At 70.8% G+C, this 24,340-nt stretch carries 21 protein-coding genes; 15 read left to right on the top strand and 6 right to left on the bottom strand.

Features of this window, described 5'->3' with window-relative positions; translation table 11 throughout:
* The 7 genes from K8556_RS33430 (at position 1) to K8556_RS33400 (ending at position 7,277) form a co-directional block, all read left to right on the top strand.
* Complete coding sequence (locus K8556_RS33430) at positions 1–585, top strand: DNA-3-methyladenine glycosylase (protein WP_223744169.1); 585 nt, start codon at positions 1–3, stop codon at positions 583–585.
* A 35-nt stretch (positions 586–620) separates the two neighbouring features.
* Positions 621–1,250, top strand: a complete 630-nt coding sequence (locus tag K8556_RS33425) for an RNA polymerase sigma factor (protein ID WP_120592678.1) — start codon at positions 621–623, stop codon at positions 1,248–1,250.
* Positions 1,251–1,315: 65 nt separating this feature from the next.
* Positions 1,316–1,555, top strand: a complete 240-nt coding sequence (locus tag K8556_RS33420) for an anti-sigma factor (protein WP_014399836.1) — start codon at positions 1,316–1,318, stop codon at positions 1,553–1,555.
* A complete protein-coding gene (locus K8556_RS33415) occupies positions 1,552–2,622 on the top strand; it encodes a radical SAM protein (protein WP_223744168.1) in 1,071 nt (356 codons plus the stop codon). Before K8556_RS33420 ends, K8556_RS33415 begins: the two co-directional genes overlap by 4 nt.
* 192 nt (positions 2,623–2,814) lie before the next feature.
* On the top strand, positions 2,815–3,576 hold the full coding sequence (locus K8556_RS33410) for an SDR family oxidoreductase (protein ID WP_223744167.1): 762 nt from the start codon (positions 2,815–2,817) through the stop codon (positions 3,574–3,576).
* Between the two features lie 309 nt (positions 3,577–3,885).
* The gene (locus tag K8556_RS33405) at positions 3,886–4,509 is read left to right on the top strand and encodes a DedA family protein (protein ID WP_370640007.1); all 624 of its coding nucleotides are present in this window, start codon (positions 3,886–3,888) and stop codon (positions 4,507–4,509) included.
* Positions 4,510–4,601: 92 nt separating this feature from the next.
* Entirely contained in the window at positions 4,602–7,277 is a 2,676-nt protein-coding gene (locus K8556_RS33400) for a hypothetical protein (RefSeq protein ID WP_223744165.1), read from the top strand.
* Between the two features lie 391 nt (positions 7,278–7,668).
* Here K8556_RS33400 and K8556_RS33395 read toward each other — a convergent pair whose 3' ends face one another.
* Complete coding sequence (locus tag K8556_RS33395; protein WP_223744164.1) at positions 7,669–10,818, bottom strand: ABC transporter substrate-binding protein; 3,150 nt, start codon at positions 10,816–10,818, stop codon at positions 7,669–7,671.
* Positions 10,819–10,883: 65 nt separating this feature from the next.
* On the opposite strand from K8556_RS33395, the gene K8556_RS33390 reads away from it, so the two are divergent.
* Positions 10,884–11,903, top strand: coding sequence for a lasso peptide biosynthesis protein (locus K8556_RS33390; protein WP_223744163.1), 1,020 nt, complete (start codon positions 10,884–10,886; stop codon positions 11,901–11,903).
* Here K8556_RS33390 and K8556_RS33385 read toward each other — a convergent pair.
* Positions 11,887–12,912 carry an arginine N-succinyltransferase gene (locus K8556_RS33385; RefSeq protein WP_223744162.1) on the bottom strand — a complete coding sequence of 342 codons (1,026 nt, stop codon included), beginning with the start codon at positions 12,910–12,912 and terminating at the stop codon, positions 11,887–11,889. The two genes, K8556_RS33390 and K8556_RS33385, sit on opposite strands and share 17 nt — an antisense overlap.
* Positions 12,913–13,246: 334 nt before the next feature.
* Here K8556_RS33385 and K8556_RS33380 point away from each other — a divergent pair, with 334 nt between their 5' ends.
* The 6 genes from K8556_RS33380 (at position 13,247) to K8556_RS33355 (ending at position 18,106) form a co-directional block, all read left to right on the top strand.
* Positions 13,247–14,281 (top strand): polysaccharide lyase, encoded by a 1,035-nt coding sequence (locus tag K8556_RS33380; protein ID WP_223744161.1) that lies wholly within the window; start codon positions 13,247–13,249, stop codon positions 14,279–14,281.
* Between the two features lie 92 nt (positions 14,282–14,373).
* Positions 14,374–15,174: a hypothetical protein gene (locus tag K8556_RS33375; protein ID WP_223744160.1), complete on the top strand. Its 801-nt coding sequence runs from the start codon at positions 14,374–14,376 to the stop codon at positions 15,172–15,174.
* Entirely contained in the window at positions 15,174–16,097 is a 924-nt protein-coding gene (locus K8556_RS33370) for a type VI immunity family protein (protein WP_223744159.1), read from the top strand. Before K8556_RS33375 ends, K8556_RS33370 begins: the two co-directional genes overlap by 1 nt.
* Before the next feature lie 28 nt (positions 16,098–16,125).
* A complete protein-coding gene (locus K8556_RS33365; protein WP_223744158.1) occupies positions 16,126–17,412 on the top strand; it encodes a TIGR04013 family B12-binding domain/radical SAM domain-containing protein in 1,287 nt (428 codons plus the stop codon).
* Positions 17,413–17,434: 22 nt separating this feature from the next.
* Positions 17,435–17,779: a hypothetical protein gene (locus K8556_RS33360; protein WP_223744157.1), complete on the top strand. Its 345-nt coding sequence runs from the start codon at positions 17,435–17,437 to the stop codon at positions 17,777–17,779.
* 81 nt (positions 17,780–17,860) lie between these two features.
* On the top strand, positions 17,861–18,106 hold the full coding sequence (locus K8556_RS33355) for a hypothetical protein (RefSeq protein ID WP_223744156.1): 246 nt from the start codon (positions 17,861–17,863) through the stop codon (positions 18,104–18,106).
* A gap of 59 nt (positions 18,107–18,165) precedes the next feature.
* On the opposite strand, the gene K8556_RS33350 is transcribed toward K8556_RS33355, so the two are convergent.
* From K8556_RS33350 to aceB, 3 genes are all read right to left on the bottom strand, one after another.
* Positions 18,166–18,576 carry a hypothetical protein gene (locus tag K8556_RS33350; protein ID WP_223744155.1) on the bottom strand — a complete coding sequence of 137 codons (411 nt, stop codon included), beginning with the start codon at positions 18,574–18,576 and terminating at the stop codon, positions 18,166–18,168.
* A 209-nt stretch (positions 18,577–18,785) separates the two neighbouring features.
* Positions 18,786–20,072, bottom strand: coding sequence for an isocitrate lyase (aceA, locus tag K8556_RS33345; protein ID WP_223744154.1), 1,287 nt, complete (start codon positions 20,070–20,072; stop codon positions 18,786–18,788).
* Positions 20,073–20,135: 63 nt separating this feature from the next.
* A complete protein-coding gene (gene aceB, locus K8556_RS33340; protein WP_223744153.1) occupies positions 20,136–21,758 on the bottom strand; it encodes a malate synthase A in 1,623 nt (540 codons plus the stop codon).
* Positions 21,759–22,033: 275 nt separating this feature from the next.
* Here aceB and K8556_RS33335 point away from each other — a divergent pair, with 275 nt between their 5' ends.
* Entirely contained in the window at positions 22,034–22,393 is a 360-nt protein-coding gene (locus tag K8556_RS33335; protein WP_223744152.1) for a PspC domain-containing protein, read from the top strand.
* Positions 22,394–22,420: 27 nt separating this feature from the next.
* On the opposite strand, the gene K8556_RS33330 is transcribed toward K8556_RS33335, so the two are convergent.
* Positions 22,421–24,328 carry a methyl-accepting chemotaxis protein gene (locus tag K8556_RS33330; RefSeq protein WP_223744151.1) on the bottom strand — a complete coding sequence of 636 codons (1,908 nt, stop codon included), beginning with the start codon at positions 24,326–24,328 and terminating at the stop codon, positions 22,421–22,423.
* Positions 24,329–24,340 lie beyond the last annotated feature (12 nt).

Below are 24,340 nucleotides of genomic sequence, written 5' to 3'. Positions count from 1 at the left end.
ATGACCCCTCTTCCCCTGTCCTTCTACGCCCGGCCCACCCTGGAGGTGGCGCGCGACCTGCTGGGCACCCTGCTGGTGGTGGACGGCGTCCGGGGCCGGCGCGTGGGCCGCATCGTGGAGGTCGAGGCCTACCTGGGCGAGCATGACCTGGCGTGCCACTCGTCCAAGGGCCGCACGCCGCGCACGGAGGTGATGTTCGGGCCGGCGGGGCGCTCGTACGTCTACCTCATCTATGGAATGCACCACTGCTTCAACGTGGTGACGGACGCGCCCGGGGTGGCGGCGGCGGTGCTCGTGCGGGGCATGGAGCCCGTGGAGGGCATCCCGCCCGGCGAGCGGACGGACGGGCCGGGGAGGCTGTGCCGGGTGATGGGGGTGAACCTGAACCACAACGGGCTCACGCTGGACTCGGAGGGGCTGCACCTTTTGCCGGGGACGCCGGTGCCGGACGCGCGCGTGGAGCGGGGCCCCCGCATCGGCGTGGAGTACGCCGGGGCGTGGGCCGCTGAACCCTTGCGGCTGTGGGACCGGGACAGTGGACACGTCAGCCGCTTCGTCTCCCGGCGGCCTCGCCGTCGTCCTTGACGCGGAACGTTCTGGCTGGTTGGGTGGAAGACGCCATGTCCCAAGAGGCTCCCCAGGAAGAAGACCGGCAGGAAGAAGACCGGCGGCTCCTGACGCGGGCCCAGGACGGTGACGTGTCCGCCTTCGAGGCCCTGGTGGGCCTGCACCAGGACCGGGTCTACGGCCTGGCGCTGCGGATGACGCGCTCGGAGGCGGACGCGGCGGAAATCACCCAGGACACCTTCCTGTCCGCCTACCAACACCTGAAGGACTTCCGGGGCGAGGCGGCCTTCGGCTCCTGGGTGCACCGCATCGCGGCCAACCACGCCCTGATGCGCCTGCGTCACCGCCGGGTGGCCCAGGCGGCCGAGGCGGAGCTCCAGGCCCCTGAATTCACGGAGCGTGGCACCCTGGCGGACTACCCCGTCACGGACTGGAGCCGGGACGCCGAGGAGAAGGCGCTGGACGCGGAGCTGGGGCAGGCCATCCAGCAGGCGGCCGACCGGCTGCCGGAGGGCTACCGGGAAGTCTTCCTCTTGAAAGACGTGGACGGCCTCAGCTACGAACAGATCGCAGAAGTGACGGGGGATTCCATCCCCGCCATCAAGAGCCGCCTGCACCGGGCACGGCTCGCGCTGCGAGAGGCCATCGACCTGTTCTACAACCGGGACAATCGCGGGGTGTGAAACCCCCAGGGCGCCTCGGCATCTTCGAACTGGAACGAGGGGAGCCGCAGCCAGCCGAGGTTCGGATGTATACCTGCAAAGATTCCATCAACCTCCTGCTGGAATTCCTCGAAGGCGAAATGCCCGAGGAGGAGGCGCGGCACCTGCAGGAGCACCTGTCGGGCTGCAAGCCCTGCGAGGAATTCCTCAGCACCTATCGGGCGACGCCCGGCCTCTGCAAGCGCGCCATGGCGCTGAAGATGCCCCGGGAGGTGTCGGCGAAGCTGACCGAGTTCCTGCGCTCGAAGATCAAGTCCTGCTCGTGAACCTGAAACAACTGTCGCTGCCGGAGCTGGAAGCGGCGCTCGCGCCGGCCCAGCCGTCCGCGACCGCGGTGCGCAAGGTGTTCGCGGGCGTCTTCGCCCACGCCCGTCCCACGGTGGAGGCCGTCGCGCTGGCGCCCCAGGTGCCGCGCCGTGTCGCGGACCTGCTCCGCGCCCAGGCGGAGATGCCGTCCCTGAAGGTCGTCGAGCGGCGGCAGGCGGAAGACGGCTTCGTGAAGTACCTCTTCGAGTCGCCGCTGGGCGGCCGCATCGAGGCGGTGCGCATCCCCATCTTCGAGGAGAAGTACGTCGTCTGCGTGTCCAGCCAGGTGGGCTGCGCGCTGGCGTGCGACTTCTGCATGACGGGCAAGCTCGGCTTCCAGCGCAACCTCCAGACCTGGGAGATTCTGGACCAGGTGATGCAGGTGCGCGCGGAGGCGGACCGGCGCGTGGGCGGCGTGGTGTTCATGGGGATGGGCGAGCCGCTGCTCAACTACAAGGAGACCATCCGCGCGGCGCAGATTTTGTCGCACCCGGCCGGGTTCTCCATCTCCGGCACGGCCATCACGTTCTCCACCGCGGGGCACGTCCCGGCCATCCGGCGCTACACCCGCGAAGGGCACCCGTTCCGTCTGGCGTTCAGCGTGACGAGCGCCATCCCGGAGAAGCGCGCGAAGGTGCTCCCCATCGAGAAGACGCACCCGCTGCCGGAGCTCATTCAAGCCATCCGCGAGTACAGCGAGGCGCGGCGCGAGCGGGCGATGATCGCCTACGTGGCCATCCAGGGCTTCAACCTGGAGCGCGAGGACGCGGAGGCGCTGAAGGTGGCGTTCGAGGGCATCCCCATCAAGGTGGACCTCATCGACGTGACGGATCCGACGGGCAAGTACCTGCCGCCCACGGCGGAGGAGCTGAGCGCGTTCCGGGACCACCTGCAGATTCTGAAGGCGCCCATCGCGCGGCGCTACTCGGGCGGCAAGGAGATTGGCGCGGCGTGCGGCACGCTGGCGGCCAGCCAGTACGGTGGCACGGTGCTGCCGACGCCCGCGGCTTCACCCCGGCAGGCCTGAGGTCCGCTCCCTCCGGGCTGCGTGCGCGGCGGCGGGAGGTGAGGGCTCGCGGCTTCGCGCGGGGTTCGTGATTTCGACGGCAAGAACCGGAGCGCGGGCCCCGGGCTCGTGGCGCTACGAGGACCGTGCGCCGCGTGAGAGGGCCCCGCGCGCGCGACCTCACGAGCGGGCCCGTGTCCGGAGCGCTGTCGGATGACGCATCGATTGGAAGGGAAGGTCGCCCTGGTGACGGGGGCGGGTTCAGGGATTGGCCGTGCGACGGCGCTCGCGCTGGCCCGGGAGGGGGCGCGGGTGGTGGCGGCTGGCAGACGGACCGGGCCGCTCGAGGACACGGCGCGCATGGCGGCGGAGGCGGGAGGGCGGGTGGTGGCCCGCGCCGCGGACGTGACGAGGGAGGGCGACGTCGAGGCCCTGGTCCACTTCACGCTGGAGACGTTCGGGAGGCTCGACGTGGGCGTCAACGCGGCGGGGGGCACGTTCGGCGGGGGGGCCACGCACACGTTGGACACGGCCTCGTTCCGGGACTGGATCGACGGGTACCTGGTGAGCGCGTTCCTGTCGACGAAGCACGAGGTGGGCGCGATGTTGAAGTCGGGCGGGGGGAGCGTCATCAACATCGGGACCTTCGTGGGGTCCACGAAGGCGATGCCCGGGACATCCGGCTACGCCGCCGCGAAGACGGGCCTCATCGGGCTCACGCGCACCGTCGCGGCCGAGTACGCCCCACAGGGCATCCGCGCGAACGTGCTCGTCTCCGGCGGCGCGGACACGCCCATGTTCCGGAACTGGAACGCCTCCGGGGAGCAGCGCGCCGCCGCCGCCAGGCTGCATGCGCTCCAGCGCGTCGCGGACCCGGAGGAGATCGCCAACGCGGCCGTCTTCCTCGCGAGCGGGGAGGCGTCGTTCGTCACGGGGAGCGTCCTGACGGTGGATGGCGGGCTCTCGCTCGTCTGACGCCAGCGGTGGGGGGACCGGCTCGTATGTGTGGATCTCCGCGCGGGGGGAAGGCGTAGGGCTGGTCCGGGAGTCGGCGGCCTCCCGTCCCGCGAGCGGTTTCGCTCGCCTTGGGCCCGGCATGGGACCCATGCCTCTGGCCCGTGCGCGGGGAACAGGAGGCCAGGCTTCCTCCGGGAGGTGGAGCCCCGGAGCCCCGGCCCGTCCGTGTTCACCGCCGCGCGTGGGGTAGCGAACATGGGTTCCGCCGGGCGGCGAGACGACTTAAGTCTCGCGCGAGGGCTTCCGGCCCTGGAGGTCATCGCGCGGATGTGGATCGAGCACGTCGACAAGCTGATTGGGACGCTGGGGCCGCTCGGGTTCCTGGTGCTCGGCGTGGCGGCGATGCTGGAGTACGTGGTGCCGCCGTTTCCCGGGGACACCATCGTGCTCATGGGCGGCGTCTACGCCGTGCGCGGGGAGAAGCCCTGGTGGCTGGTGCTCGCGGTGGTGACGGCGGGCAGCGTGATGGGCGCGTTCATCAACTACTCCGTGGGCAAGTGGCTGGCGAAGCGCTTCGAGGCGCAGCCGGGGCGCTCCTTCTTCGGGCTCACGCACGCGCGGCTGGAGCAGGTGCAGGCGCGGATGCGGCACGCGGGGCCGTGGCTGCTGTTGGTGAACCGGTTCCTGCCGGGCATCCGGGGCATCATCTTCATCGCGGCGGGAGCGGCGCGGATGCCGCGCTTCAACGCGCTGGTGCTGGGGGCCATCTCCGCGCTCGCGCACAGCGGGCTCATCCTGGCGCTGGGCATGGCGGTGGGCGGCAACCTGGAGCGGCTGACGGTGCTGGTGTCGCGCTACCAGTACGCGGTCATCGGGCTGCTCGTGGTGGCGGCGCTGGGGTTCGGCGTGCGGGCGCTGACGCGGCGGCGTGAGTCCGCCGTGGAACCCTAGCGGGCCCGGCCGGGCAGGGAAGTGTGCGGGGACGACCCGCCAGGGTGGGCGCACGTTGCGCCGGCCCGGGGTGGCGCGGTTGAGTCAGGGGCATGTTCCGCGCCCGTGCTCGCTGGTGGCTGCTCCTGGTGCTCGTCCTGGTGGGAGGGTGCCGCTGTGGCGACGACCCCAACGTGGGCGGTGCGAGCGCCAGCTTCCGGCCGCAGGCCGAGGTCGTGGACTTCGGCCGGGTGTTGGAGGGCACGCAGGTGCGCCGCTCGCTGACGTTGGTGGCCACCGGCCGCGCGGGCGTCACGGTGGACGCGGTGACGGACGCGCCCTTCTTCGTCGTCGTGTCCCAGATTGTCGTGGGCGGCAGCGGCACGGGCACGGTGGACATCCTGTTCTCCGCGGGCAACACGCCGGTGGAGGGGGAGCTGGTGCTCACCGCGGGGCGCACCACGACGAAGGTGAAGCTCACCGGAGTGGGCGTGCGTCCGCTGGCATGCGTGCCGCAGGGCGAGTGTCGCGACTCACGCTTCGACCTGGACTCCGGTCAGTGCATCGAGTCCCCGCTGGACGACGGCGCGTCGTGCATCCCGAGCAGCCGTTGCCAGGAGAACGGCCGCTGCCAGGCGGGCGTCTGCGTGGGGCAGCCGCGCACGTGCGATGACGACAACCCGTGCACGGTGGACAGTTGTTCACCGACGCAGGGTTGCGTGACGGCGAGCGTCGCGTGCCCGGCGTCGAGCGACCCCTGCAAGGTGGGCGTGTGCGACCGCAACTCGGGTTGCCAGGAGGTGGACGTGGCGGACTTCAGCCCCTGCGGCGCGGTGAGCTGCAAGGCGGCGCGGGTCTGTTTCAGCGGCACGTGTCGGACGGTGACGCCGCCGGACGGCTTCGTCTGCGCGCCGGCCACGCCCTGCCAGGGTGAAGGCAAGTGCAGCGCGGGCGAGTGCATGCGCCCGGACGCGGGAGACCTGGAGTCCGAATTCAGCGCGGAGCTGGGCGGGACGCCCATCGCGGAGGACGGCGGGCCGGTGCTGCTGGTGGATGACGGGACGGTCTACGCGTCGGTGTGCGGTGAGGACGGGGGCTGCTGGCTCGCCGCGTACACGGAGAGCGGACTGCTGCGCTACGAATCGCCCTACGGGGACGGAGGCGCGAGGACGCTGCTAGCGGCATCGGACGCGGGAGTGGTGGTGCTCGCGCCGGAAGCGCTGGAGGCGTACGCGCCGCGAGGCGCGGGCGAGCTTCGCTGGCGCACGTCGCTGGCGTTCGCTGATGCGGCGCTGGATGGAGAAACGCAGGAGGCCATGCCCGGAACAACGGGCGCTGGCGAACTGGGCTGGCGCACGTCGCGGGCGTTCGCCAATGCGGCGCTGAATGGAGGAGCACCGGAGGGCGTGCGCAGAGCAACGGGCGCGGGCGAGCTGGGCTGGCGCACGTCGCGGGCGTTCGCAAATGCGGCGCTGGATGAAGAAACACCGGAGGGCGTGCGCGAAGCAACGGGCGCGGGCGAGCTGGGCTGGCGCACGTCACGGGCGTTCGCCGGTGCGGCGCCGGATGGAGAAACACCGAAGGGCGTGCCCGGAACAACGGGCGCGGGCGAGCTGGGCTGGCGCACGTCGCGGGCATTCGCAGATGCGGCGCTGGATGGAGGAACGCCGGAGGGCGTGCCCGGAACAACGGGAGCGGGCCGGGTGGCGCTCACGAAGGACGGGGACGTGCTGACGTACGTCACGTGGAGCGAAGACGCGGGCACGGAGCTGCTGCGTTCCCGGCTGGTGTTGCTGAGCGCGGACGAGGGCGTGCCGCTGGCGATGGGACCGGAGGAGGACGGCGGCGGAGCGGCGAGGCTCGCGGTGGACGACGCGCGCGGCGCGTACCTCTACACGCCGTGGGATGGGCGGCTGGCCTTCACTGCATGGGCACCGGCTGAACCGGTCACGGACGGCGGGATTTCAGGCGCGGGCTTCATGTCTTCGGTCGGGCCGTACTCCGCGGAGGTGTCGGGCCCCGTGTACGCGGCGCCCCGCGTCGCACGGGCCGCGGTGTCGACATGGCCCGGTGGCTCGGGCACTGGGCTTGGATTCTCATCCAGTGCGGTCGCACTCGGGGATGCAGGCATCGCATCGCTGAGCCTCGAACCGATTGATGCCGGTGTCCCAGGCGGTGCGCCATCACTGGCGCTCGCGTCGGGACGGCTGCTCGTGGGGGCACAGGCCTTCGTGGACACGGATGGAGGAACGCTCACCGCGCTGGACTGGGACGCGGGCACACGCACGCTGTCGCCCCTGGCCGAGCCCGTGCTCATGTCCCCCGGAGGCAAGGTCGGTCATGTGTTCGCGTCCGCGTGCGACCACACGGACGGCACCCCGTGCACCGGCGCGGAGCTGCGCACCGTGCTGCGCTCGTTCAGTTCGGACGACGGCCAGCTCCTCTCGGAGGTGGACGTGCTGCCCTCACCGCTGCTCCCCGGTGCCTTCCACGAAGCCGCGTTACTGGAGCAGAACACCGTGGGAGTGCTCGCGGACGCGGAGCTGCCGAACGGTCAGCGCCAGGCGTGGCTCGAATGGATCGCCTTCGGCAACAAGCTCAACCAGTGCGCCCTGCCGGGCCGGGTGGAGGTCGCGGGCGCGGTGTTCGCGGGCGACCTGCTGCACGTGGCGCTGCGCCGCGACGGCGTCTGGCGCCTGGAGGCCTATCCCGTCGGAAGCCGCGCCGAATCCCGCGGCTGGCCCCAGCGCAACGCCAGTCCCGCGGGCACACGCCGCACCGTGCCGTAGACAGGCCACCGGAGGTTCCTGAAGTCATCTCGCGGAGCGCACGACGGCCGCGACGAGGTGCTTGAGCGGACGCGAGGGGCGCATGACCAACAGCCCCGCCGGGCAGGCCGGCCGCCAGAACCTGTCCGACAGTCGGACAGGTTCGTGGGCCTCAAGCCCAGGTCCCTCCGCGCCAGCGCACCTCCTCGATGAGTCCGGAGGAGCCGTGCCGGGCCCGGTCCCTGAAAACCTGTCCGACTGTCGGACAGGTTTCAGCGCTTCGCCTCCGGCGGGCGGGGCTCCAGGGCCATGTCAGACCCCTCTGGTTGGATGGCCGAGGCTTGGGCGGGGAGGGTGGCGGGAGATGGAGTGGGTGAGGGCGATTGCGAAGAAGGTGGCCGGGGTGATCCGTTCAGCCGCCCGCGGCGGGGTCTACCCAAAGGTCCTCGAAGCGCACCTGCGGCGGCGTCTGGTGCAGCCGCAGGTTCTGCACGGAGGCGACCGCGACCGCGCGCGTGCGGTCGTGGTACAGCGGGATGAGCGGGCAGTCCTCGCGCGCCAGCAGCTCCGCGCGCTTGTAGAGCTGCGAGCGCAGCTCCGGATCGATGGACACGCGCGCCTCGGCGGTGAGGCGGTCCAGCTCCGGGTTGCGGTAGCCCAGCGGGTACACCGTCTGCGCGCTGGAGTTGAGCAGGAAGTGCAGGAACGCGTCGGGGTCCGGGAAGTCCGCCAGCCACAGCGTGCGGAACGCCGGGACCTTCCCCTCGCGCAGGCGCATCAGGTACTCCTCCGGTGGCATCTGCTCATGCCGCAGCTCCAGGAGCCCCGCCTGGATCAGCGGCCGGAAGAGCACCGCGTCCTCGGCGGACGTGTCGCGGCCCACCGCGTGGTGCAGGGTGAGCTGCAACCGCCGCACGCCCGCCTCTCGCAACAGCCGCTCCGCCAGCGTCAGGTCCGGCACCGGCGTGGGCCCCAGCTCCTGGGCCCCGTCCAGCAGCTCCGGCGGCGTGAAGGTGCGGGCCACGCGCGCGCCCGGGTGGAACTGCTCCACCACGCCCGGGATGTCCATGCCCGCGCGCAGCGCCCGCCGCACGCGCACGTCGTTGTACGGCGCCTCGTTGAGGTTGAGGCCCAGGAACGCCGTGGAGGGCGTGGTGCTGGTCACCACCTGGTGTGCTTCCAGCCCATGCGCCTCCGTGTGCTCCACGTGCAGGAACGACACGAGGTCCACCTGCCCGTCCAGCAACTGCCGCACCGCCTGCGGGCGCGTCTCCGTGAGGACGAACTCCAACCGGTCCAGCAGCGGGAGCCCGCCGCGCCAGTAGGTGGCGTTGCGCTCCAGCACCATCCGGTCCGCCTGCATGCCCACGACGCGGAACGGCCCCGTGCCCACCAGCTTCCCCGCCGGGTCCAGCTTCGCCACCGCCGTGGCGGTCAGCGCCATGAGCTGGAGGAAGAACGCCTTGGGCTCACGCAGGCGGATCTCCAGCGTGCCCTCGTCCAGGACCTCGATGCCCGTCACCTCGCGCGCAAGGCCGCTGGCGTACTCGCGCGCGCCCTCCACGTCCTCCAGCAGGCTGCGGTCCGGCGAGCGCAGCGCCGGGTCCATCAGCCGCTCCAGGTGGCGCTTCACGTCCTGCGCGGTGAGCAGGGCGCCGTCGTGGAAGGTGACGCCCCGGCGCAGGTAGAAGCGGTAGCGGCGCGCGGACGGGTCCGCGTCCCAGCGCTCGGCCAGGTCGGGCACCAGCATGCCGTCCTCCAGCCTCACGAGGCAGGAGAAGAGGCACGCCGTCAGCTCCGTCATCTGGTTCTCCACGGCGAACAGCGGATCCACCGTCTGCCGCGCGCGCAGCGAGCCCGACTGATGCAGGCCCACCCTCAGCGTGCCGCCTACGCGGGCCCGGGGCAGTTGGAAGCGGAACACCTCCGCCTCCAGGCTCGCCGTCTCGTGGCCCAACTGGTCCACCGTGCGGTCCAGCCCGTCGCCAATGCGGATGACCCGGCGCGCGTCCTCGCGCACCTGCGCGATCTCCTCGCGGATGGACGCGTCGCCCCGGGTGAGCACCTGGTGCGCGGAGCGCAACTCCTCGATGGCCGCGCTCAGGCGCATCACCGCCTCGGACAGGTCGCGGCCGGTCCTCGCCTGGGCCTCGGCCTTCTGGCCGGCGCTCTGGCCCACGCGCGACATCTCCTGGATCTGGCGCACCAGGTCCCGAGCGTTGCCGGACTGCTCGATGGCCATGCGCGTGATGTCCTCCACGCGCCGGGCCACGCGCTTGCTGGCCTCCACGACGGTGGCGCCCTGCGCCTCCAGTTGCTGCGTCTCCATCACCGTGGCCTCCACGGCGGCGAAGGTGCGCTGGGTGATGGTGCGGATCTCGCTCAGGGCCTCGGAGGCGCGGTCGCCCAGGGCCACGCCCGCGGTGGCCTGCTCGCGGCCCTCCTGCACCAGCGCCACGGCGGTCTCCACCGCGTCGCGGATGCCCGTCACCATGGTGCCAATCTCGCGCGTGGAGCGCGTGGTGCGCTCCGCGAGGCTGCGGATTTCATTCGCCACCACGCCGAAGGGGCGGCCGTGCTCGCCCGCCTGGGCGGCGATGATGGCGGCGTTGAGGGCCAGCAGGTTCGTCTGGTCGGCGATCTCCTGGATGACGTCCACGATGCGGCCAATCTCCAGCGACCGCGTGCCGAGCATCTCCATCAGCTCGGCCGCCTTGCGCACCGTCTCCTCCACCCGGTACATGCCCTGCACGCTGTCGCTCACCAGCGACTCGCCGCGCTGGGCGGTGGCGGTGACGGCGACGGCCATGCTGTTGGTCTCCATGGCGCGGCGGCGCACGGCGAAGATGCCGCCCTCCACCAGCGCGACGAAGTCCTCCGCCTCGGAGGCGAAGCGTCCCAGCTCGTCGCCCGACGCGGCGATGTGGCTCAGCCGCTCCGTCATCGCCTGGGTGAGGCCGCTGGTGCGCTGGCTGAAGTCGTTGACGGTCTCCAGGCCGTCCACCACCTGGTGCAGCCGCTCGGTCATCTCCAGGAGGGCGCCCGTTGTTTCATGCGCGAAGGTCTCGATGTGCTGCACGCGCTTGATGGCCACCTGGAGGCTGGTGCCGTTGCCGCCCACGGCGCTGAGCGTGCGCTCCACGGCGCCGCCCTGACGGCGCGCGGCCTCCAGCAGCATGCGGGCCTGCTCGCTCACGCCGTTGCCGGTGCGGTGCAGGTTGCTCGTCACGCGCTGCACCTGGGACATGGCCCGGCGCAGGGACAGGATGAGGCGGCGCAGGTCCTCCTGGCCCTCGAAGCCGGTGTGGATGGGCGTGGTGAGGTCGCCTTCCGCCAGCCGGGACATCAGGTCGCGCCGCTCGCGCCGCCGCATGGCCGCGAAGCGGAACCACGACAGGTAGCTGCCGATGAGCCAGAGGAACGGCACGCCGAGCAGCAGCACCATCCACCCGGCCGTGTCATCCGGCTTGCCCGTCACCCAGAACAACACGAAGCCCAGGATGAGGGCGGAGACCAGGGCCGCCACCAACCCGAACGAGAAGAGGTACCGTTTGGCGCCCATGGACGGGGTGGACGCTAACCCGCCTTCTCGCGCCGGTCCTGATTTCGACGCATGCTTCATGAGACATGAAGGCCCTGCTCGCCATCGCCATGCTGGCGCTCCCCGCAAACCCCGCCAGCACGGGCGCCGAGGCCGGAAGGTCGGCGCGGTACGTGTTCTCCTGGCGGGGCGTGCCGGTGGGGACGGTGGGGCTGTCGCTGGACGCCGGGCGGTTCACGTACACCAGCCGCCACCTGCACGTGCGTGACGGCCACGCGGGCGAGCGCGTGAGAGAGGTGGCCCTGCGGGTGGACGCGGCGGGGCGCGTGACGGGCGCGGACGCGGTGCCCCAGGCGCTGTGGCTGTGGCGGGGCCCGCCCCCCGAGGGCTGCGTGAAGGGCCGCGAGGAGCTGTCCGGCCAGGAGGGCCCCCACTGCGTCACGGCCAGAGGCCCCACGAGCGCGGAGGGCACGATGCTGGGCGCCCGCTTCCGCGCCCGCTACGACGACCAGGGCCTGCTTCAGGCGCTGGAGGTGGGCGACTCCCGCTTCACCCTGGCGGCTCCCGGGGAGCGGCTGCGAGCGCCACCGGAGCTCTTCGCGCAAGGGGTGCCCGTGGAGGGCGGCACGGAGGGCGCGCTGAGGCTCGTTCCCGGCGGCACGGTCCCCGCCCGGCTCCCGGAGATGACGGAGTGGACGCCGGCCGAGGCCCGGGCCCTGTCCGCGAAGGTGCACGCGGCCTTCCCGGACAAGGGGCCCTCGGCGGCGGACTGGCGCGCGGGCGGCGAGGGCGAGGCCGGAGGCTGTCTGGCGCACGCGCTGCGCTACGCGGCCCTGGCCCGCCAGCGGGGCCAGCGGGTGGGGCTGGTGCACGGGCTGCTGGTGGTGGACGGCGGCCCCGCCCGGCCGCACGCCTGGGTGCGGGTGGCGCTGCGCGGTGGCGGGACGCTGGAGCTGGACCCCACGTCCCTGGACCCCGTGCGCCCGGACACGCACCTGGCGCTGGCGCTGGTGCCGCCGGAGGGCCCCGCGCTGGAGGCCGGGGAGCGCTGGCTGGCGCTCCTGCGCGGGGACTGGCGCGTGGTGCGCGCTACTCGAACGGAATGACGGACAGCTTCGCGCCGGGCTTCACTTCCAGGATTTCCTTCGCGCGGGCGGGCAGGTGGATGACGGTGTTGTCCAGCCGGGCCTGGCAGCGCACGGAGCGGAAGCGGTTGCGGCCGGACTCGCGCTCGGCGGCGACCAGCACGTCGTCTCCCTCCAGCTCGAAGTCCTCCTCCGCCAGCTTCACCGTGCGGTAGCGGCGCACCAGGGAGATGTCCGCCGTGTCCGCCTCGAAGTGCGGGCCGCCGTCGAACGGGTCGATGCGCTCCACGTACCGGAAGCCCACCCGCTCCAGCATCCGCTGCACGCCGCGCGTGGCCGGGCCCACCTCGCCCAGCACCTTCTGCACGCGGTCCGGGAACAGCGACGCGTAGATGTCCGACGAGGGGAACAGCTCCTTGATGAACTCCTTGTTCTGGCGGCTGAGCCGGTCGGCCTCCAGGTAGGTGAGGCCGGTGAACTTCTTCCCGCAGGCCTCCCACAGCAGGCTGCGCCCGTCCGGGAGCAGCGGCGGCAGCAGCTCCGCCAGCACGCGCGGCCGGAACAGCCGCCGGTGCATGGCGATGAAGAGGAAGCGCACGAAGGACAACTGCTTGCCGGGCTTGTCCGGCGTCGCGCGGTAGGGCGGGTCCACCACCAGGCCGCCAATCTCCGTGGGGCCCTCGTAGTTGTACGCGATGGACAGCACCTTGTGCCGCAGGTGCCGCTCCAGCGAGGCGGAGTAGTGCTCGCGCTCGCTCACCTCATAGTAGATGTGCGGCGCGTCGTATGTTCCGTGCTGGGCGATGATCATCGACGTGCCGATGATGAGGTTGTTGCGCACGTCCTCCAGCACGAAGAGGTACTCGCGCTCGAACGGGTCCTTCACCTTGCCGGCGAAGCTCTTCACCGACTTGTCGATGATGGCCTCGAGCGTCTCCTCGTTGTTCGGCAGGTTGACCGTGTTCAGCACCGCGGCAAGACGCTTCAGGCCGGGCAAATCGGTTTTCTGGACGTCTCGCAGCACGAGCATGGGGCACACGGAAGGGCGCCCCGGGAAGGGAGCGCCGGAAGGGCCCGTGACCTTACACCACGCCCCCGTCCCGTCAGCCCCCCGGATGCTCCCTTGTCAATGACGCGTTGCGTTCAGGACATCGCTCCGCCGTCCGCTCGGTGGGTACGGGCAGGCCGTTCCCATCGTGAAACATGTGTCAATCCAGGAGAGGGCCTGCCTGGTTGCATGCTGTGTTGTCAGGCGTCTGGGAATGGTTTGGCGGGGGAATGAAGTGAGGGAATGAGTTGGGGTAGTGTCTGTCAAAGCTTTGCCGTCAAAGCTTCGGCACTTCCCCCTCCCCAAGGAATCAGCATTGAAAGCACTGCACCTCTGGCTCGTGGCCTGTCTGCTCCCGAGCCTCGCTGCGGCGGAAATCGTCTGGCGGGGCGATTTCGAGACGGGAAACCGTTCCCAGTACAGCACGGAACAGATGGTGAGCTCGGACCGGCTCCAGGTGGTGACGAGCCCGGTGGCGGAGGGGAAGTACGCCCTCAAGGCCACGGTGAAGCAGGGCGATGACCCCATCAACTCCAGCGGCAACCGCAACGAGCTGGTCTACCTGAGCAACGAGAAGGTGGGGTCGGAGTACTGGTACCGCTGGAAGGTGATGTTCGCGAACGACTTCCCCAGCGTGGACGCGTGGCAGCTCTTCACGCAGTGGCACCACGACGGGTGCTGCGGGTCGCCGCCGGTGGAGTTCTTCGTGAAGGGGGAGCTCATCCGCCTGACGTTGAACGACAGCGGCACGGTGTGGAGCACGGCGCTCAAGCGCGGCGCGTGGCAGGAGTTCATCTTCCACGTGAAGTGGTCCCCGGACGCGTCCGTGGGCTACGTGGAGCTGTGGCTCAACGGCACGCAGGTGCTGAAGAAGACGTATGCCAAGACGATGTTCTCCGGGCAGAACAACTACCTGAAGCTGGGCCTGTACCGGGCGGACACCGTCAAGCCGGTGGGCGTCGTCTACCACGACGGAATGATCCAGGCGACGAAGCGCGAGGACGTGTTCCCGGTGGTGAAGCCGGATCCGGAGCCGGTGGTGGACGCGGGCACGCCGGTGGACGCGGGCACGCCGAAGGACCCGGAGCCGGTGGTGGACGCGGGCAGCCCGGTGGATCCGGAGCCGGTGGTGGACGCGGGCTCCCCGGTGGACCCGGGCCCGGAGCCGGTGGTGGACGCGGGCACGCCCGTGGACGCGGGGACGAACACGGGCGTGAAGCCGGCTCCGCTGGACGAGAGCGGGGGCGACGCCAACTTCCAGGGCGGTTGCTCCGCGAGCGGTGGTTCGCTGGCCGCGTTCTCGCTGCTGGGCCTGCTGGGGCTGGCGCGGGCGCGCCGTCGCCGGAGCTGAGGCACGGGCGGATGAAGGTCCCTCCCGCTCCGGTGTGTCCGGGGCGGGAGGTGGGTTGAAGGAGTCCGCGCCTCCATGCGAGGAGGCGCGGCATGACTCCTCCCCGATGGCTGTGCTGCCTCCTGCTGTGGACCGCGTGCGCGGGCCCGGAGGTGCGAGCGCCGCGAAGCTATTCCCAGGCGACAATGGACTCCGCGACCGCGGGGTGCCTGCGCAATCCGGCGTGTGCGTCTCAGGTGGGGCAGGACGCCATCCTGCCGTGGCTGTCCAGGGCGGCGGCCCGGGCAGGTCAGTCCGCTGCGGTGATGCGCCTGTGGGATGCGGCGGAGGTGGCCCGCGTGGAGCGCGTGCTGGTGGAGTGCGCGAAGCGGGCGAACCTGGAGGTGAACGAGCGGCTGCTGGGTCCAGGAGGGAGGACCTCTCCCGCGGTGTGCCGGGAGAAGGTGGTGGACGCGAACGGCAGGGAAATCACCCGGGCGATGCAGTTGGGGGAAGCGAAGCACGCCGCCGCGCTGGAGTGCGTGCAGCGCGCGCTGGGCGTCACGGATGAAGGACGGTTCAGCCTGGAGCCCCGCTACCTGCGGGACACGAAGACCGGGCGGACGCGGTGGTTGGCGCCGGAGGAGGTGGCGCAATGGCTGCGGGACGGCCTGCTCCACCTGCTCACGGGGAGCATCGCGCCGGATGTGGTACTGCACGCCTTGGGGAACCCGCTTGAAGTTCAGCGGGTCTACGACTTCAAGTTCCCGTGTCCGGTGACAAATGACCCCTCATGGGGCCGCTATCCTCCCGGACACGTCTTTGAGAACCTGGATCAAGGCACCGTCTATCGGCGCTTGCTCGGCGAAGGGCTGACTCCCAAGACGGTCTCTCCCAACCTCGGAGTCCAGTGATGGCTGTACGGTTTCCCCGCGTTCAAACCACGCTGAACATCGAAGGGGAGGAGGTCACCATTCTCCGGGAGGGCCTGCGTGTTGTGTTCTACATGCCGGGCTTTCATGAAGAAGTGATGGGCGCGGTCACACAGGCCCTGGACCGTTACCTCCATGCCCTGGAGCTGGAATCACTCGGCTGGTACTTGGACTACGACGGGTACTGGTGGGCGCTGGCCGAAGAGGAACCCGGGTTCCTCCAGCGGAAATTGATGGACCCTCGTGGGGCCAGTATCGAAGCGCGCGGGCGTCCTGATTCAGTGACGGGTATCAGGTTCTCGTATGTCGGGCACTCCACCATCCCAGCCCTGTTCGCTCGGGACTTCCCGCAGCCCATGTGCGCGGTGGAGTTCTGGCTGCCCACCGGATTTCTTGAGACGCGGGGGAATGAAGCTGTTCGTTCGTTGATCGTCGAGCTGGGAAGGGGACTTCCCTTCAGCTCCGGGCACGCCGGGCCCGCGTTGGAGGCGTGGAGTTGGGGGCACCACACCACTCCCATTCTCCGGGACCGGAGTGCCCGGCATCCGGGTTTCGATCTGCCAGGGCCAGGGCTTGGCGCACTGGCGTCGTACCTGGGCACGAAGCTCCGTCCCCCCGCGTGGCTCACGTTCCTGGGGCCGCCCGTGCTTCACGAACTGGGGGGCGCGGAGGCACTTCGCTCCCGGTTGCACTCGCCTTCAACCCGGGTCGAAGCCCTGTCGCCAGAACGCGCCGTGGTGTCCCTGGGCCCTGTTCCCGAAGCGGGGGACCTCGAGGCTGGTGACACACTGCCCGCGTATCGCGAGCTGGCCCGCGTTCTGGAACCGTGGCTCTACGCGCACAAGGGCTCCTGGGGCGACTTCACCGAAGCCGAGGTCCGCCAGTGGGAGCGCCGCTTCCTCTGACCGCGCTGTGGCATCATCCCCGGCCGTCATGTCGCAGACGCCTCGCAAGGTCTCGCTCGTCCTGAGCTACCAGTACCCCGGCAAGTACGCCTTCACCGTGCTCGCCGGCGCCGTGGAGGCGGACCCCGCGCTCGCGGACGTGTCGCTGCACTTCCCGCGCAACCGCGAAGACCTGCTGGCCACCGTGCGCGAGCGCGCGGACGCGGGCGACACCGTCGTCGCCGCGTGGTCCTTCTACTCCGCCAGCTTCGGCCCCTCCGTGGAGGAGCTGGGCTGGGTGCGCGAGCGGCTGGAGGGCCGCGACGTCCTCTGCATCGCGGGCGGCGTGCACGCCACCGCCGAGACGCTCCAGACGCTCCAGGCCGGCTTCGACCTGGTCGCCGTGGGCGAGGGCGAGCACACCCTGCGCGCCCTCCTGGCCCGCGTCCTCCAGGGCGAGGACCCCCGCGCCACGCACGGCACCGCGCACCTCAAGGACGGCAAGCTCGTGCAGCACGGCCACGGCGAGGGCGTGCGCCTGGACGACTTCCCCCCGTTCGCCGCGAAGCACGTGAAGTTCGGCGCCATCGAAATCACCCGCGGCTGCATCTACGCCTGCCGTTTCTGCCAGACGCCCTTCATGTCCAAGGCGCGCTTCCGGCACCGCACCGTCGCCAACATCGCCCGCTGGGCCCGCGAGCTGCGCCGCGCGGGCCGGCGCGACCTGCGCTTCATCACCCCCACGTCCCTGTCCTACGGCACCCCCGACGAGACCGTGAACCTGGCCGCCGTGGAGGAGCTGCTCGCCGCCGTGACGGAGGCCATGGCCCCGGAGGGGCGCATCTACTACGGCACCTTCCCCTCGGAGGTGCGCCCGGAGCACGTCACGCCGGAGGCCCTGGCCCTGCTCAAGCGCTACGTGGCCAACGACAACCTCATCATCGGAGGCCAGTCCGGCTCCGAGCGCATCCTCCAGGCCACCCGGCGCGGCCACGACGTGGAGACCGTGGTGCGCGCCGCGCGGCTCGCCGTGGAGGGCGGCTTCGTGCCCAACGTGGACTTCATCCTGGGCCTGCCCGGGGAGGAGCCCTCGGACGTGGACGCCACGCTGGACCTCATGCAGCGGCTGTCCGATTTGGGCGCCCGCGTGCACGGCCACACCTTCATGCCGCTGCCCGGCACGCCGTTCCGCGACGCGGCCCCCGGCCGCCTGGACGCGCGCACCCAACAGCGGCTGGACTTCCTCGCGTCCCAGGGCCGCCTGTATGGCCACTGGAGGGCGCAGGGCGTGCTCGCGGAGGCCATCGCCGCCCGCAGACAGCCGCGCGCCCGCTAGCCGCACCCGTTACACTCCAGCGATGGCTGAACAGACGCCCTACTGGCTCCTCATCTCCGTGCTCTTCAGCTCCCAGCCCCTCACCCCGGCGCTGGCCATGACGCTGCACGAGGCCGCCTTCGAGCTGTACACGCGCGGCGAGGGCTCACGCGAGGTGGGCGGCGATCTGCTCTCCGGCCGCGTGAACAACCTGCGCAAGGACGTGTCCCTGGGCGGCATCGCCGGGCCCGCCTTCGAGGCCGAGATTGAAACCGAGCGCGGCTCCGGCGTCGTCCGCTTCGTGCTCACCCGCCAGGGCCTGGAGATGATGAAGGCCCAGCCCCCGGACGCCGCCACGGCTCCGGCGAGGCCGAAGTACCTCAACTGAGGAGCCGCCCCCCTGGCCGCCCGGCCGCTCCCGGTCCGGCACTCCGTCACCACCTTGAGGGCTCAAGGGAGGAATGACGGCATGGACCCCAAGGACGAATACCTCAAGAAGAGCGCCGGCATCCCGCTGGACCCCAGCAAGCAGAAGGACCCGGACGAGCACGGCGACACGGTGCCCGCCGAAGGCCGCCCCGAGGAGCTCAACGACGTCACCGGGCAGAACGGCGGGCAGCGCACCGACGTGGATCAGCCCTGGAACGACACGCGGCACCGGCACGCGGGCATCCGCGACCAGTACAGCGACGACAGCGACAAGAAAAAGCCCTGAGGTCTCCCCCAGGGCTCACGTGAATCCAATGCCGTGAAGGACGGCCTGGGGCGCGGGGACTACTCGCGCTCCAGGTCCAGCTTCATGCCGCCCATGTGCAGGATGGACTGGGACATGGACACCGACGACATGATGGCCAGGTCCTCGATGGCCTGCAGCTCCTCGCTCTTGGGCTCCGCGCCCGTCTGCGAGCCCGCGGCCTGCTGCGGCTGGGCCTGGTTGCCCGAGACGTTGATGGGCGTGGAGGTGGCGCCCGCGGTGTAGGCGTTCACCAGCCCGCCGTGCGGCGTGGCCCCCATCTGCGCCAGCGCCGACGACACCACCGACCCGCCCGTCAACTGCGCGCCCATCTTCGGCTGCGCGGCCGCGCCCGACAGCAGCGAGCCGAAGCGGCTGCCCGACACGGAGGAGGCGGTGTTCGTCGCGGCCGGCTGCACCCGAGGACCGGAGAGAGACGTGATGCGGTTCATGGCGGCTCCCGTCAAAAGGCCCCGGTCTGCGAGGCGCGCCCGGAGGCGTGCCTGTGGGGCTTCAAGTTCGTTCCCTGCATTATCGCCCCGGCGCCGGGGAAGTTGCCTGATTCGCCCAACGAACGGCGAAGGCCGCGAAATCCCAGGGAATTTCCCCGGGACGCCGCGGCCTTCAGCGCCTCTTCAGGCGCAGGGATGATCCGCCGGGCCTAGAACTGGTGGGCCTCGGTGGACTCGTGCAGGGCCAGGGTGCTGGCGCTGCCGCCGGAGATGACCTCGGCGACCTGGTCGAAGTAGCCGGTGCCCACCTCGCGCTGGTGGCGCGTGGCGGTGTAGCCGTGCTTCTCCGCGCCGAACTCCGACTGCTGCATCTCGCTGTAGGCCGCCATGCCGCGGTCCTTGTACTGACGGGCCAGCTCGTACATGGAGAAGTTCAGCGCGTGGAAGCCCGCCAGGGTGACGAACTGGAACTTGTAGCCCATGGCGCCCAGCTCACGCTGGAACCTGGCGATGGTGCTGTCGTCCAGGTTCTTCTTCCAGTTGAAGGACGGCGAGCAGTTGTACGCGAGCATCTTGTTGGGGAACTGCTTGCGGATGCCCTCGGCGAAGGCCTTGGCCTGCGCCAGGTCCGGCGTGCTGGTCTCGCACCACACCAGGTCCGCGTACGGGGCGTAGGCCAGGCCGCGCGCGATGGCGCACTCCAGGCCGCCCTTGATGCGGTAGAAGCCCTCGCCCGTGCGGCCCGCCGCCTTGTCGATGAAGGCGTGGTCGTACTCGTCCGCGTCGCTCATCAGCAGCTTGGCGCTGTCCGCGTCCGTGCGGGCCACGAGCAGCGTGGGCACGCCCATCACGTCCGCCGCCAGGCGCGCCGCGGTCAGCGTGCGCACGAAGTGGCTGGTGGGCACCAGCACCTTGCCGCCCATGTGGCCGCACTTCTTCTCGCTGGCCAACTGGTCCTCGAAGTGGACGCCCGCGGCGCCCGCTTCAATCATGCCCTTCATCAGCTCATAGGCGTTGAGCGGACCGCCGAAGCCGGCCTCCGCGTCCGCGATGATGGGGGCGAACCAGTAGCGGTCCTTGCGCCCCTCGGCGTGGTCGATCTGGTCGGCGCGGCGCAGGGCGTTGTTGATCTTCTTCACCACGGAGGGGACGGAGTCCGCCGGGTAGAGGCTCTGGTCCGGGTACATCTGGCCGGCGTTGTTCGCGTCCGCGGCGACCTGCCAGCCGGACAGGTAGATGGCCTTGAGGCCCGCGCGCACCATCTGCACGGCCTGGTTGCCGGTGAGGGCGCCCAGCGCGTTGATGTAGTCCTCCGTGTGGAGCAGCTCCCAGAGGCGGCGGGCGCCCAGCTCCGCCAGCGTGTAGCTCACGCGGATGGAGCCGCGCAGCTTCTCCACGTCCTTCTCCGTGTAGTTGCGCTTGATTCCCTCGAAGCGCTGGGCGTGGAGCTTCGCGTGAGGGGAGGCATCGGAAGTGGTCGGCGTCGCGTCGTACATGCCAGGACTCCTCGGGCTTCTGGTGAAGGGTTGAAAAGACTTCGTTGAAACGGTTGAGAAGCGTCAGGACCGCGGGTCGAGGGCCTCGTAGGCCGGCAGCGTGAGGAAGTCCTCGAAGGCGGGCGCGGTGGAGAGCTGCTCGAAGAGGGCGCGGGACTTCTCCATGTGCGCCTGGCCGTAGCGCTCGGTGGCGCCCTCGCGGTCCATGCGCGCCATCTCCTCCGCGAGCAGCGTGCGGAACAGCTCCGGCGTCACCTTGCGGCCGTCCTCCAGCGTGGCCTCGTGGTGGATCCACTGCCACACCTGGGCGCGGGAGATCTCCGCCGTGGCCGCGTCCTCCATCAGGTTGTAGAGCGGCACGCAGCCCAGGCCGCCCAGCCACGCGGCGGTGTACTGGATGCCCACGCGGATGTTGTGGCGCAGGCCCTCCTCCGTGCGCGTGCCGGAGGGCACCTGGAGCAGGTCGCCTTCCGTGATGCGCACGTCCTCGCGCTTGTTGGCCACCTGGTTGGGGCCCTTCATCTGCGCGTCGAAGATCTCCTTCGCCACGGGCACCAGGCCGGGGTGCGCCACCCAGGTGCCGTCGTGGCCGTTCCTGGCCTCGCGCAATTTATCGGCGCGGACCTTGGCCATCACCGCGTCATTGGCGGCGGTGTCCCCCTTGATGGGGATGAAGGCGGCCATGCCGCCCATGGCGTGCGCGCCCCGGCGGTGGCAGGTCTGGATGAGCAACTGCGAGTAGGCGTTGAGGAAGCCCTTGTCCATGGTCACCTGCCCGCGGTCGGGCAGCACCACGGACGCGTCGGACTGGAGCGTCTTGATGAAGCTGAAGATGTAGTCCCAGCGGCCGCAGTTGAGGCCGGCCGAGTGCTCGCGCAGCTCGTAGAGGATTTCGTCCATCTCGAACGCGGCGGGCAGCGTCTCGATGAGGACCGTGGCCTTGATGGTGCCGCGCGGGATGTCCAGCTCGCTCTGGGCCAGGTGGAACACGTCGTTCCACAGCCGGGCCTCCAGGTGGCTCTGCATCTTGGGCAGGTAGAAGTAGGGGCCCGTGCCGCGCTTCAGTTGCTCGCGCGCGTTGTGGAAGAAGAACAGGCCGAAGTCGAAGAGGGCGCCGGAGATGGGCTTGCCGTCGATGCGCACGTGGCGCTCCGGCAGGTGCCAGCCGCGCGGGCGCACGAAGAGCACCGCGTGCTTCTCATTCAGCGCGTAGTGCTTCCCGTTCTCCGCCGTGAAGGAGATGGTCTTGCGCACGGCGTCCCGCAGGTTGAGCTGGCCGCGCACCACGTTGTCCCAGGTGGGGCTGTTGGCGTCCTCGAAGTCCGCCATGAACACGCTGGCGCCGGAGTTGAGCGCGTTGATGATCATCTTGCGGTCCACCGGACCGGTGATCTCCACGCGCCGGTCCTGCAGGTCCGCGGGCACCGGGGACACGGTCCAGTCGCCCTTGCGCAGGTCCGCCGTCTCCGGGAGGAAGTGGGGCCGCTCGCCCTTGCGCCACGCCTGCGCCACCTTCTTGCGCCGCTCCAGCAGTGCTTCCCGCCGTTCACCGAAAGTGCGGACCAGCTTCGCCACGAAGGCCATGGCCTCCTGCGTCAGCACCTCCGCGTAATCCGGATGCCAGGCGCCCTCCACGGTCACGCCGGGGCCGAAGGCCGGGGGATTCTGGGAGGTGCGCGCGTCCATGTCGGCTCCTGACGAGATGCGTTGTAAAAGCGGCTCAACGGGCTGAAAGATGTCCCTCCCGTCTTGGGAAGGGAAGCCTTGGTGAATTAGAAGCTGCTTGCCTGTAAGGCTGTCAACATCGCCGGGATTAAATCTGTAAATCGACTGACGCAGCCGGCCATAACCCCCCGGAATCACGACGCCGGAGGGGAAGGGCAATCAGGGACAGCGGGTTTCCGTAGGTAGGAATGGGACCCCCATCGTGCCAAGCGGGGGCCTGACGGAGAGGTCACCTCATGGACGTCACGACACAGTGCAGGGCTTGTTCGAGGGAGCTGTCCGGGGAGGCGCTGCGCTGCCCGCACTGCCGCGCGCGGACGGTGCCGATGCACCGGGGCGAGGGGCGGGCGCTGCTGGGCGTCTGCGCGGCGCTGGCGCGCGAGCTGGGCGTGGGCGTGTCGCTGGTGCGGGTGGCGTTCGTGCTGATGCTGTTCGCGTCCGCGGGGATGAGCGCGGCGCTCTACCTGCTGCTCTGGGCGTTCATCCCGGCGAAGGCGTACGGCCGGGCGCCGCTGCAGGGGACGCTGGACTGGGTGTCCAAGGTCGCGAACGCGCCCGTGGACGACGACACGCCCCGCTGGGAGAAGCGCGTCTAGGAGGTGGGGCCCCTGGCGCGCCGTCCCTCAGACGCGCCAGACGCCGGCCACGGACTCCATGCGCTCGGCCACGCCGCGCAGGGCGTGCGTCATGCGCTGGGTGCCGTGCATGGCCTGGAGGGTGTCGTCCATCATCCGGGACAGGTCCGTGACGGCGGCGAAAATCTGGGCGATGCCGGCGTTCTGCTGGATGACGGCGGCGGCGATCTGCTGGGCCGCGGACGCGTTGTCCTGGATGATGTCCGTCAGCGCGCGCAGGCTCTGACCGCTCTCGCGCACCTGGGCCAGGCCCGCCTCGGAGCGGCGCTGGCCCTCTTCCGACAGCGCCACGGTGTCGTGGATGCCGCCGCGGATGGCGTCCAGGATTTCACGCACCCGGCCGGTGGCCTGGATGGACTGGTCCGCCAGGGCCCGGATTTCGCGCGCCACCACGCCAAAGCCCTTGCCGTGCTCGCCGGAGCGCGCCGCCTCGATGGCCGCGTTGAGCGCGAGCATGTTGGACTGGTCCGCCAGGTCCTTCACCGTCTGGGTGATGCCGCCAATCTGCTGCGTGCGCTCGTTGAGGGAGGAGATGCCCTCGGCCAGGCGCTCGCCGTGGTCGCGCAGTTGTTCGAAGCCGTCCAGGCTGGCGCCGAGCGCGAGCTGGCCGGAGCCGCCCGCCTCACGCGCCCGCGCCACCAGCGCGAGCACCGCCTGCGAGCGCTCCGCGGCGAGCTGCGAGGTCTGCTGGATTTCCCTCGCGGTGACCTGCGTCTCCTGGATGGCGGTGCCCTGCCGGGTGAGGTTGCGCTCCTGCTGCTCGGTGGCCGCGGTCAGCTCGCTGACCGTCTGCCCCAGCACGCGGGTGGCCTGCTGGAGGCTGGTGGTGGACTCGCGCAGGTGGTCCATCATCCGGGAGAAGGCGGAGGCCAGCTCGCCCACCTCGTCCTGGTGGCCGTGGGCCTCCACCTTCTGGGTGAGGTCGCCCTCGCGCACCACGCGGGACACCAGCTCGCTCAGCGTGGCGATGGGCCGCGTCACCCCGCGCGCCAGCGCCCAGGCGGCCAGGACGGCCAGCCCCAGGAGGGCGGCCCCCGAGAGCAGGCTGAGCTGCAGGAAGCGCCGCAGGGGCAGGAAGGCCTCGTCCGCCTCCATCGCCGCCACGAAGCGCCAGCCCTCGCCCGCGGCGAAGCGGTGGGTGGCGTCGTTGTGGGCCTCGGCGCGCACGGGGTCCGCGAGGAGGGGCGTGCCCTCGGCGCGGGCGCTGAAGAGGCGGGCGCCGCCCGGGGTGAGGAGCTCCAGGGTGAAGCTCTTCTGGCCCCGGTCCTGGGCCCGCTGGAGCGCGCCCGCGACCACCGTCTCCAACTGGCCCCAGTCATACGCGGCCAGCAGCACGCCCACCCGCGCGCCGGAGATGGGGCTGAGCACGGGCAGGGCCAGGGGCATCACGGGGCGGTCGAGGAAGGGGTCCTTCTTCGTGACGGCGTCCGTGAGGATGGCGGGGTCCAGCCGGTCCTCCAGCGCGGCCTGGAACCAGGGGGCGGCGCGCACCTCCTGGTCGCGGCCGGCGAAGGCCTGGCGCAGCTCCGGCCGGCTCACGGAGACGGCGCGCCCGTCGGGGGTGAACAGGACCAGCCCGGCGAAGCTGGTGTGCCGGCCGTTCAGCGAGGCGAGCACCGCGTCGCTCTTGGCGTAGGTGTCGAAGAGGAGCGCGCCGCGCACGATGGCGTCCTCGGTCCACGCGCGGGCGTTCGCTTCGCGCTCGTGCAGCGAGGATTCGATGAGGTCCTGCAGGCTGTCCGCCTCCACCTGGAGGACGCCGCGCACCTGCTGCTCCACGTTGCGGCGGAGGGTGTGGACCCCGGCCCCGATGGCGGGGACGAGGGCCGCGACGAGCAGCAGGCAGATCCACAGCGTGAGGCGGCCCCGCAACTTCAATCCGGACAGCAGTCGCATGCGTGAGGACCC

This window comes from Corallococcus sp. AS-1-12 (assembly GCF_020036995.1).
Classification (GTDB): domain Bacteria; phylum Myxococcota; class Myxococcia; order Myxococcales; family Myxococcaceae; genus Corallococcus.
Note: the sequence above shows the minus strand (reverse complement) of the source record. Positions and strands in the feature narration are given on the sequence as shown.

Excerpts from the sequence above, each read along its gene's own strand:
- K8556_RS33430 (WP_223744169.1), top strand. The coding sequence starts at position 1 with ATGACCCCTCTTCCCCTGTCCTTCTACGCCCGGCCCACCCTGGAGGTG.
- K8556_RS33425 (WP_120592678.1), top strand. The coding sequence starts at position 621 with ATGTCCCAAGAGGCTCCCCAGGAAGAAGACCGGCAGGAAGAAGACCGG.
- K8556_RS33420 (WP_014399836.1), top strand. The coding sequence starts at position 1,316 with ATGTATACCTGCAAAGATTCCATCAACCTCCTGCTGGAATTCCTCGAA.
- K8556_RS33410 (WP_223744167.1), top strand. The coding sequence starts at position 2,815 with ATGACGCATCGATTGGAAGGGAAGGTCGCCCTGGTGACGGGGGCGGGT.
- K8556_RS33405 (WP_370640007.1), top strand. The coding sequence starts at position 3,886 with ATGTGGATCGAGCACGTCGACAAGCTGATTGGGACGCTGGGGCCGCTC.
- K8556_RS33400 (WP_223744165.1), top strand. The coding sequence starts at position 4,602 with ATGTTCCGCGCCCGTGCTCGCTGGTGGCTGCTCCTGGTGCTCGTCCTG.
- K8556_RS33395 (WP_223744164.1), bottom strand. The coding sequence starts at position 10,818 with ATGGGCGCCAAACGGTACCTCTTCTCGTTCGGGTTGGTGGCGGCCCTG.
- K8556_RS33390 (WP_223744163.1), top strand. The coding sequence starts at position 10,884 with ATGAAGGCCCTGCTCGCCATCGCCATGCTGGCGCTCCCCGCAAACCCC.
- K8556_RS33385 (WP_223744162.1), bottom strand. The coding sequence starts at position 12,912 with ATGCTCGTGCTGCGAGACGTCCAGAAAACCGATTTGCCCGGCCTGAAG.
- K8556_RS33375 (WP_223744160.1), top strand. The coding sequence starts at position 14,374 with ATGACTCCTCCCCGATGGCTGTGCTGCCTCCTGCTGTGGACCGCGTGC.
- K8556_RS33370 (WP_223744159.1), top strand. The coding sequence starts at position 15,174 with ATGGCTGTACGGTTTCCCCGCGTTCAAACCACGCTGAACATCGAAGGG.
- K8556_RS33365 (WP_223744158.1), top strand. The coding sequence starts at position 16,126 with ATGTCGCAGACGCCTCGCAAGGTCTCGCTCGTCCTGAGCTACCAGTAC.
- K8556_RS33360 (WP_223744157.1), top strand. The coding sequence starts at position 17,435 with ATGGCTGAACAGACGCCCTACTGGCTCCTCATCTCCGTGCTCTTCAGC.
- K8556_RS33355 (WP_223744156.1), top strand. The coding sequence starts at position 17,861 with ATGGACCCCAAGGACGAATACCTCAAGAAGAGCGCCGGCATCCCGCTG.
- K8556_RS33350 (WP_223744155.1), bottom strand. The coding sequence starts at position 18,576 with ATGAACCGCATCACGTCTCTCTCCGGTCCTCGGGTGCAGCCGGCCGCG.
- aceA (WP_223744154.1), bottom strand. The coding sequence starts at position 20,072 with ATGTACGACGCGACGCCGACCACTTCCGATGCCTCCCCTCACGCGAAG.
- aceB (WP_223744153.1), bottom strand. The coding sequence starts at position 21,758 with ATGGACGCGCGCACCTCCCAGAATCCCCCGGCCTTCGGCCCCGGCGTG.
- K8556_RS33335 (WP_223744152.1), top strand. The coding sequence starts at position 22,034 with ATGGACGTCACGACACAGTGCAGGGCTTGTTCGAGGGAGCTGTCCGGG.
- K8556_RS33330 (WP_223744151.1), bottom strand. The coding sequence starts at position 24,328 with ATGCGACTGCTGTCCGGATTGAAGTTGCGGGGCCGCCTCACGCTGTGG.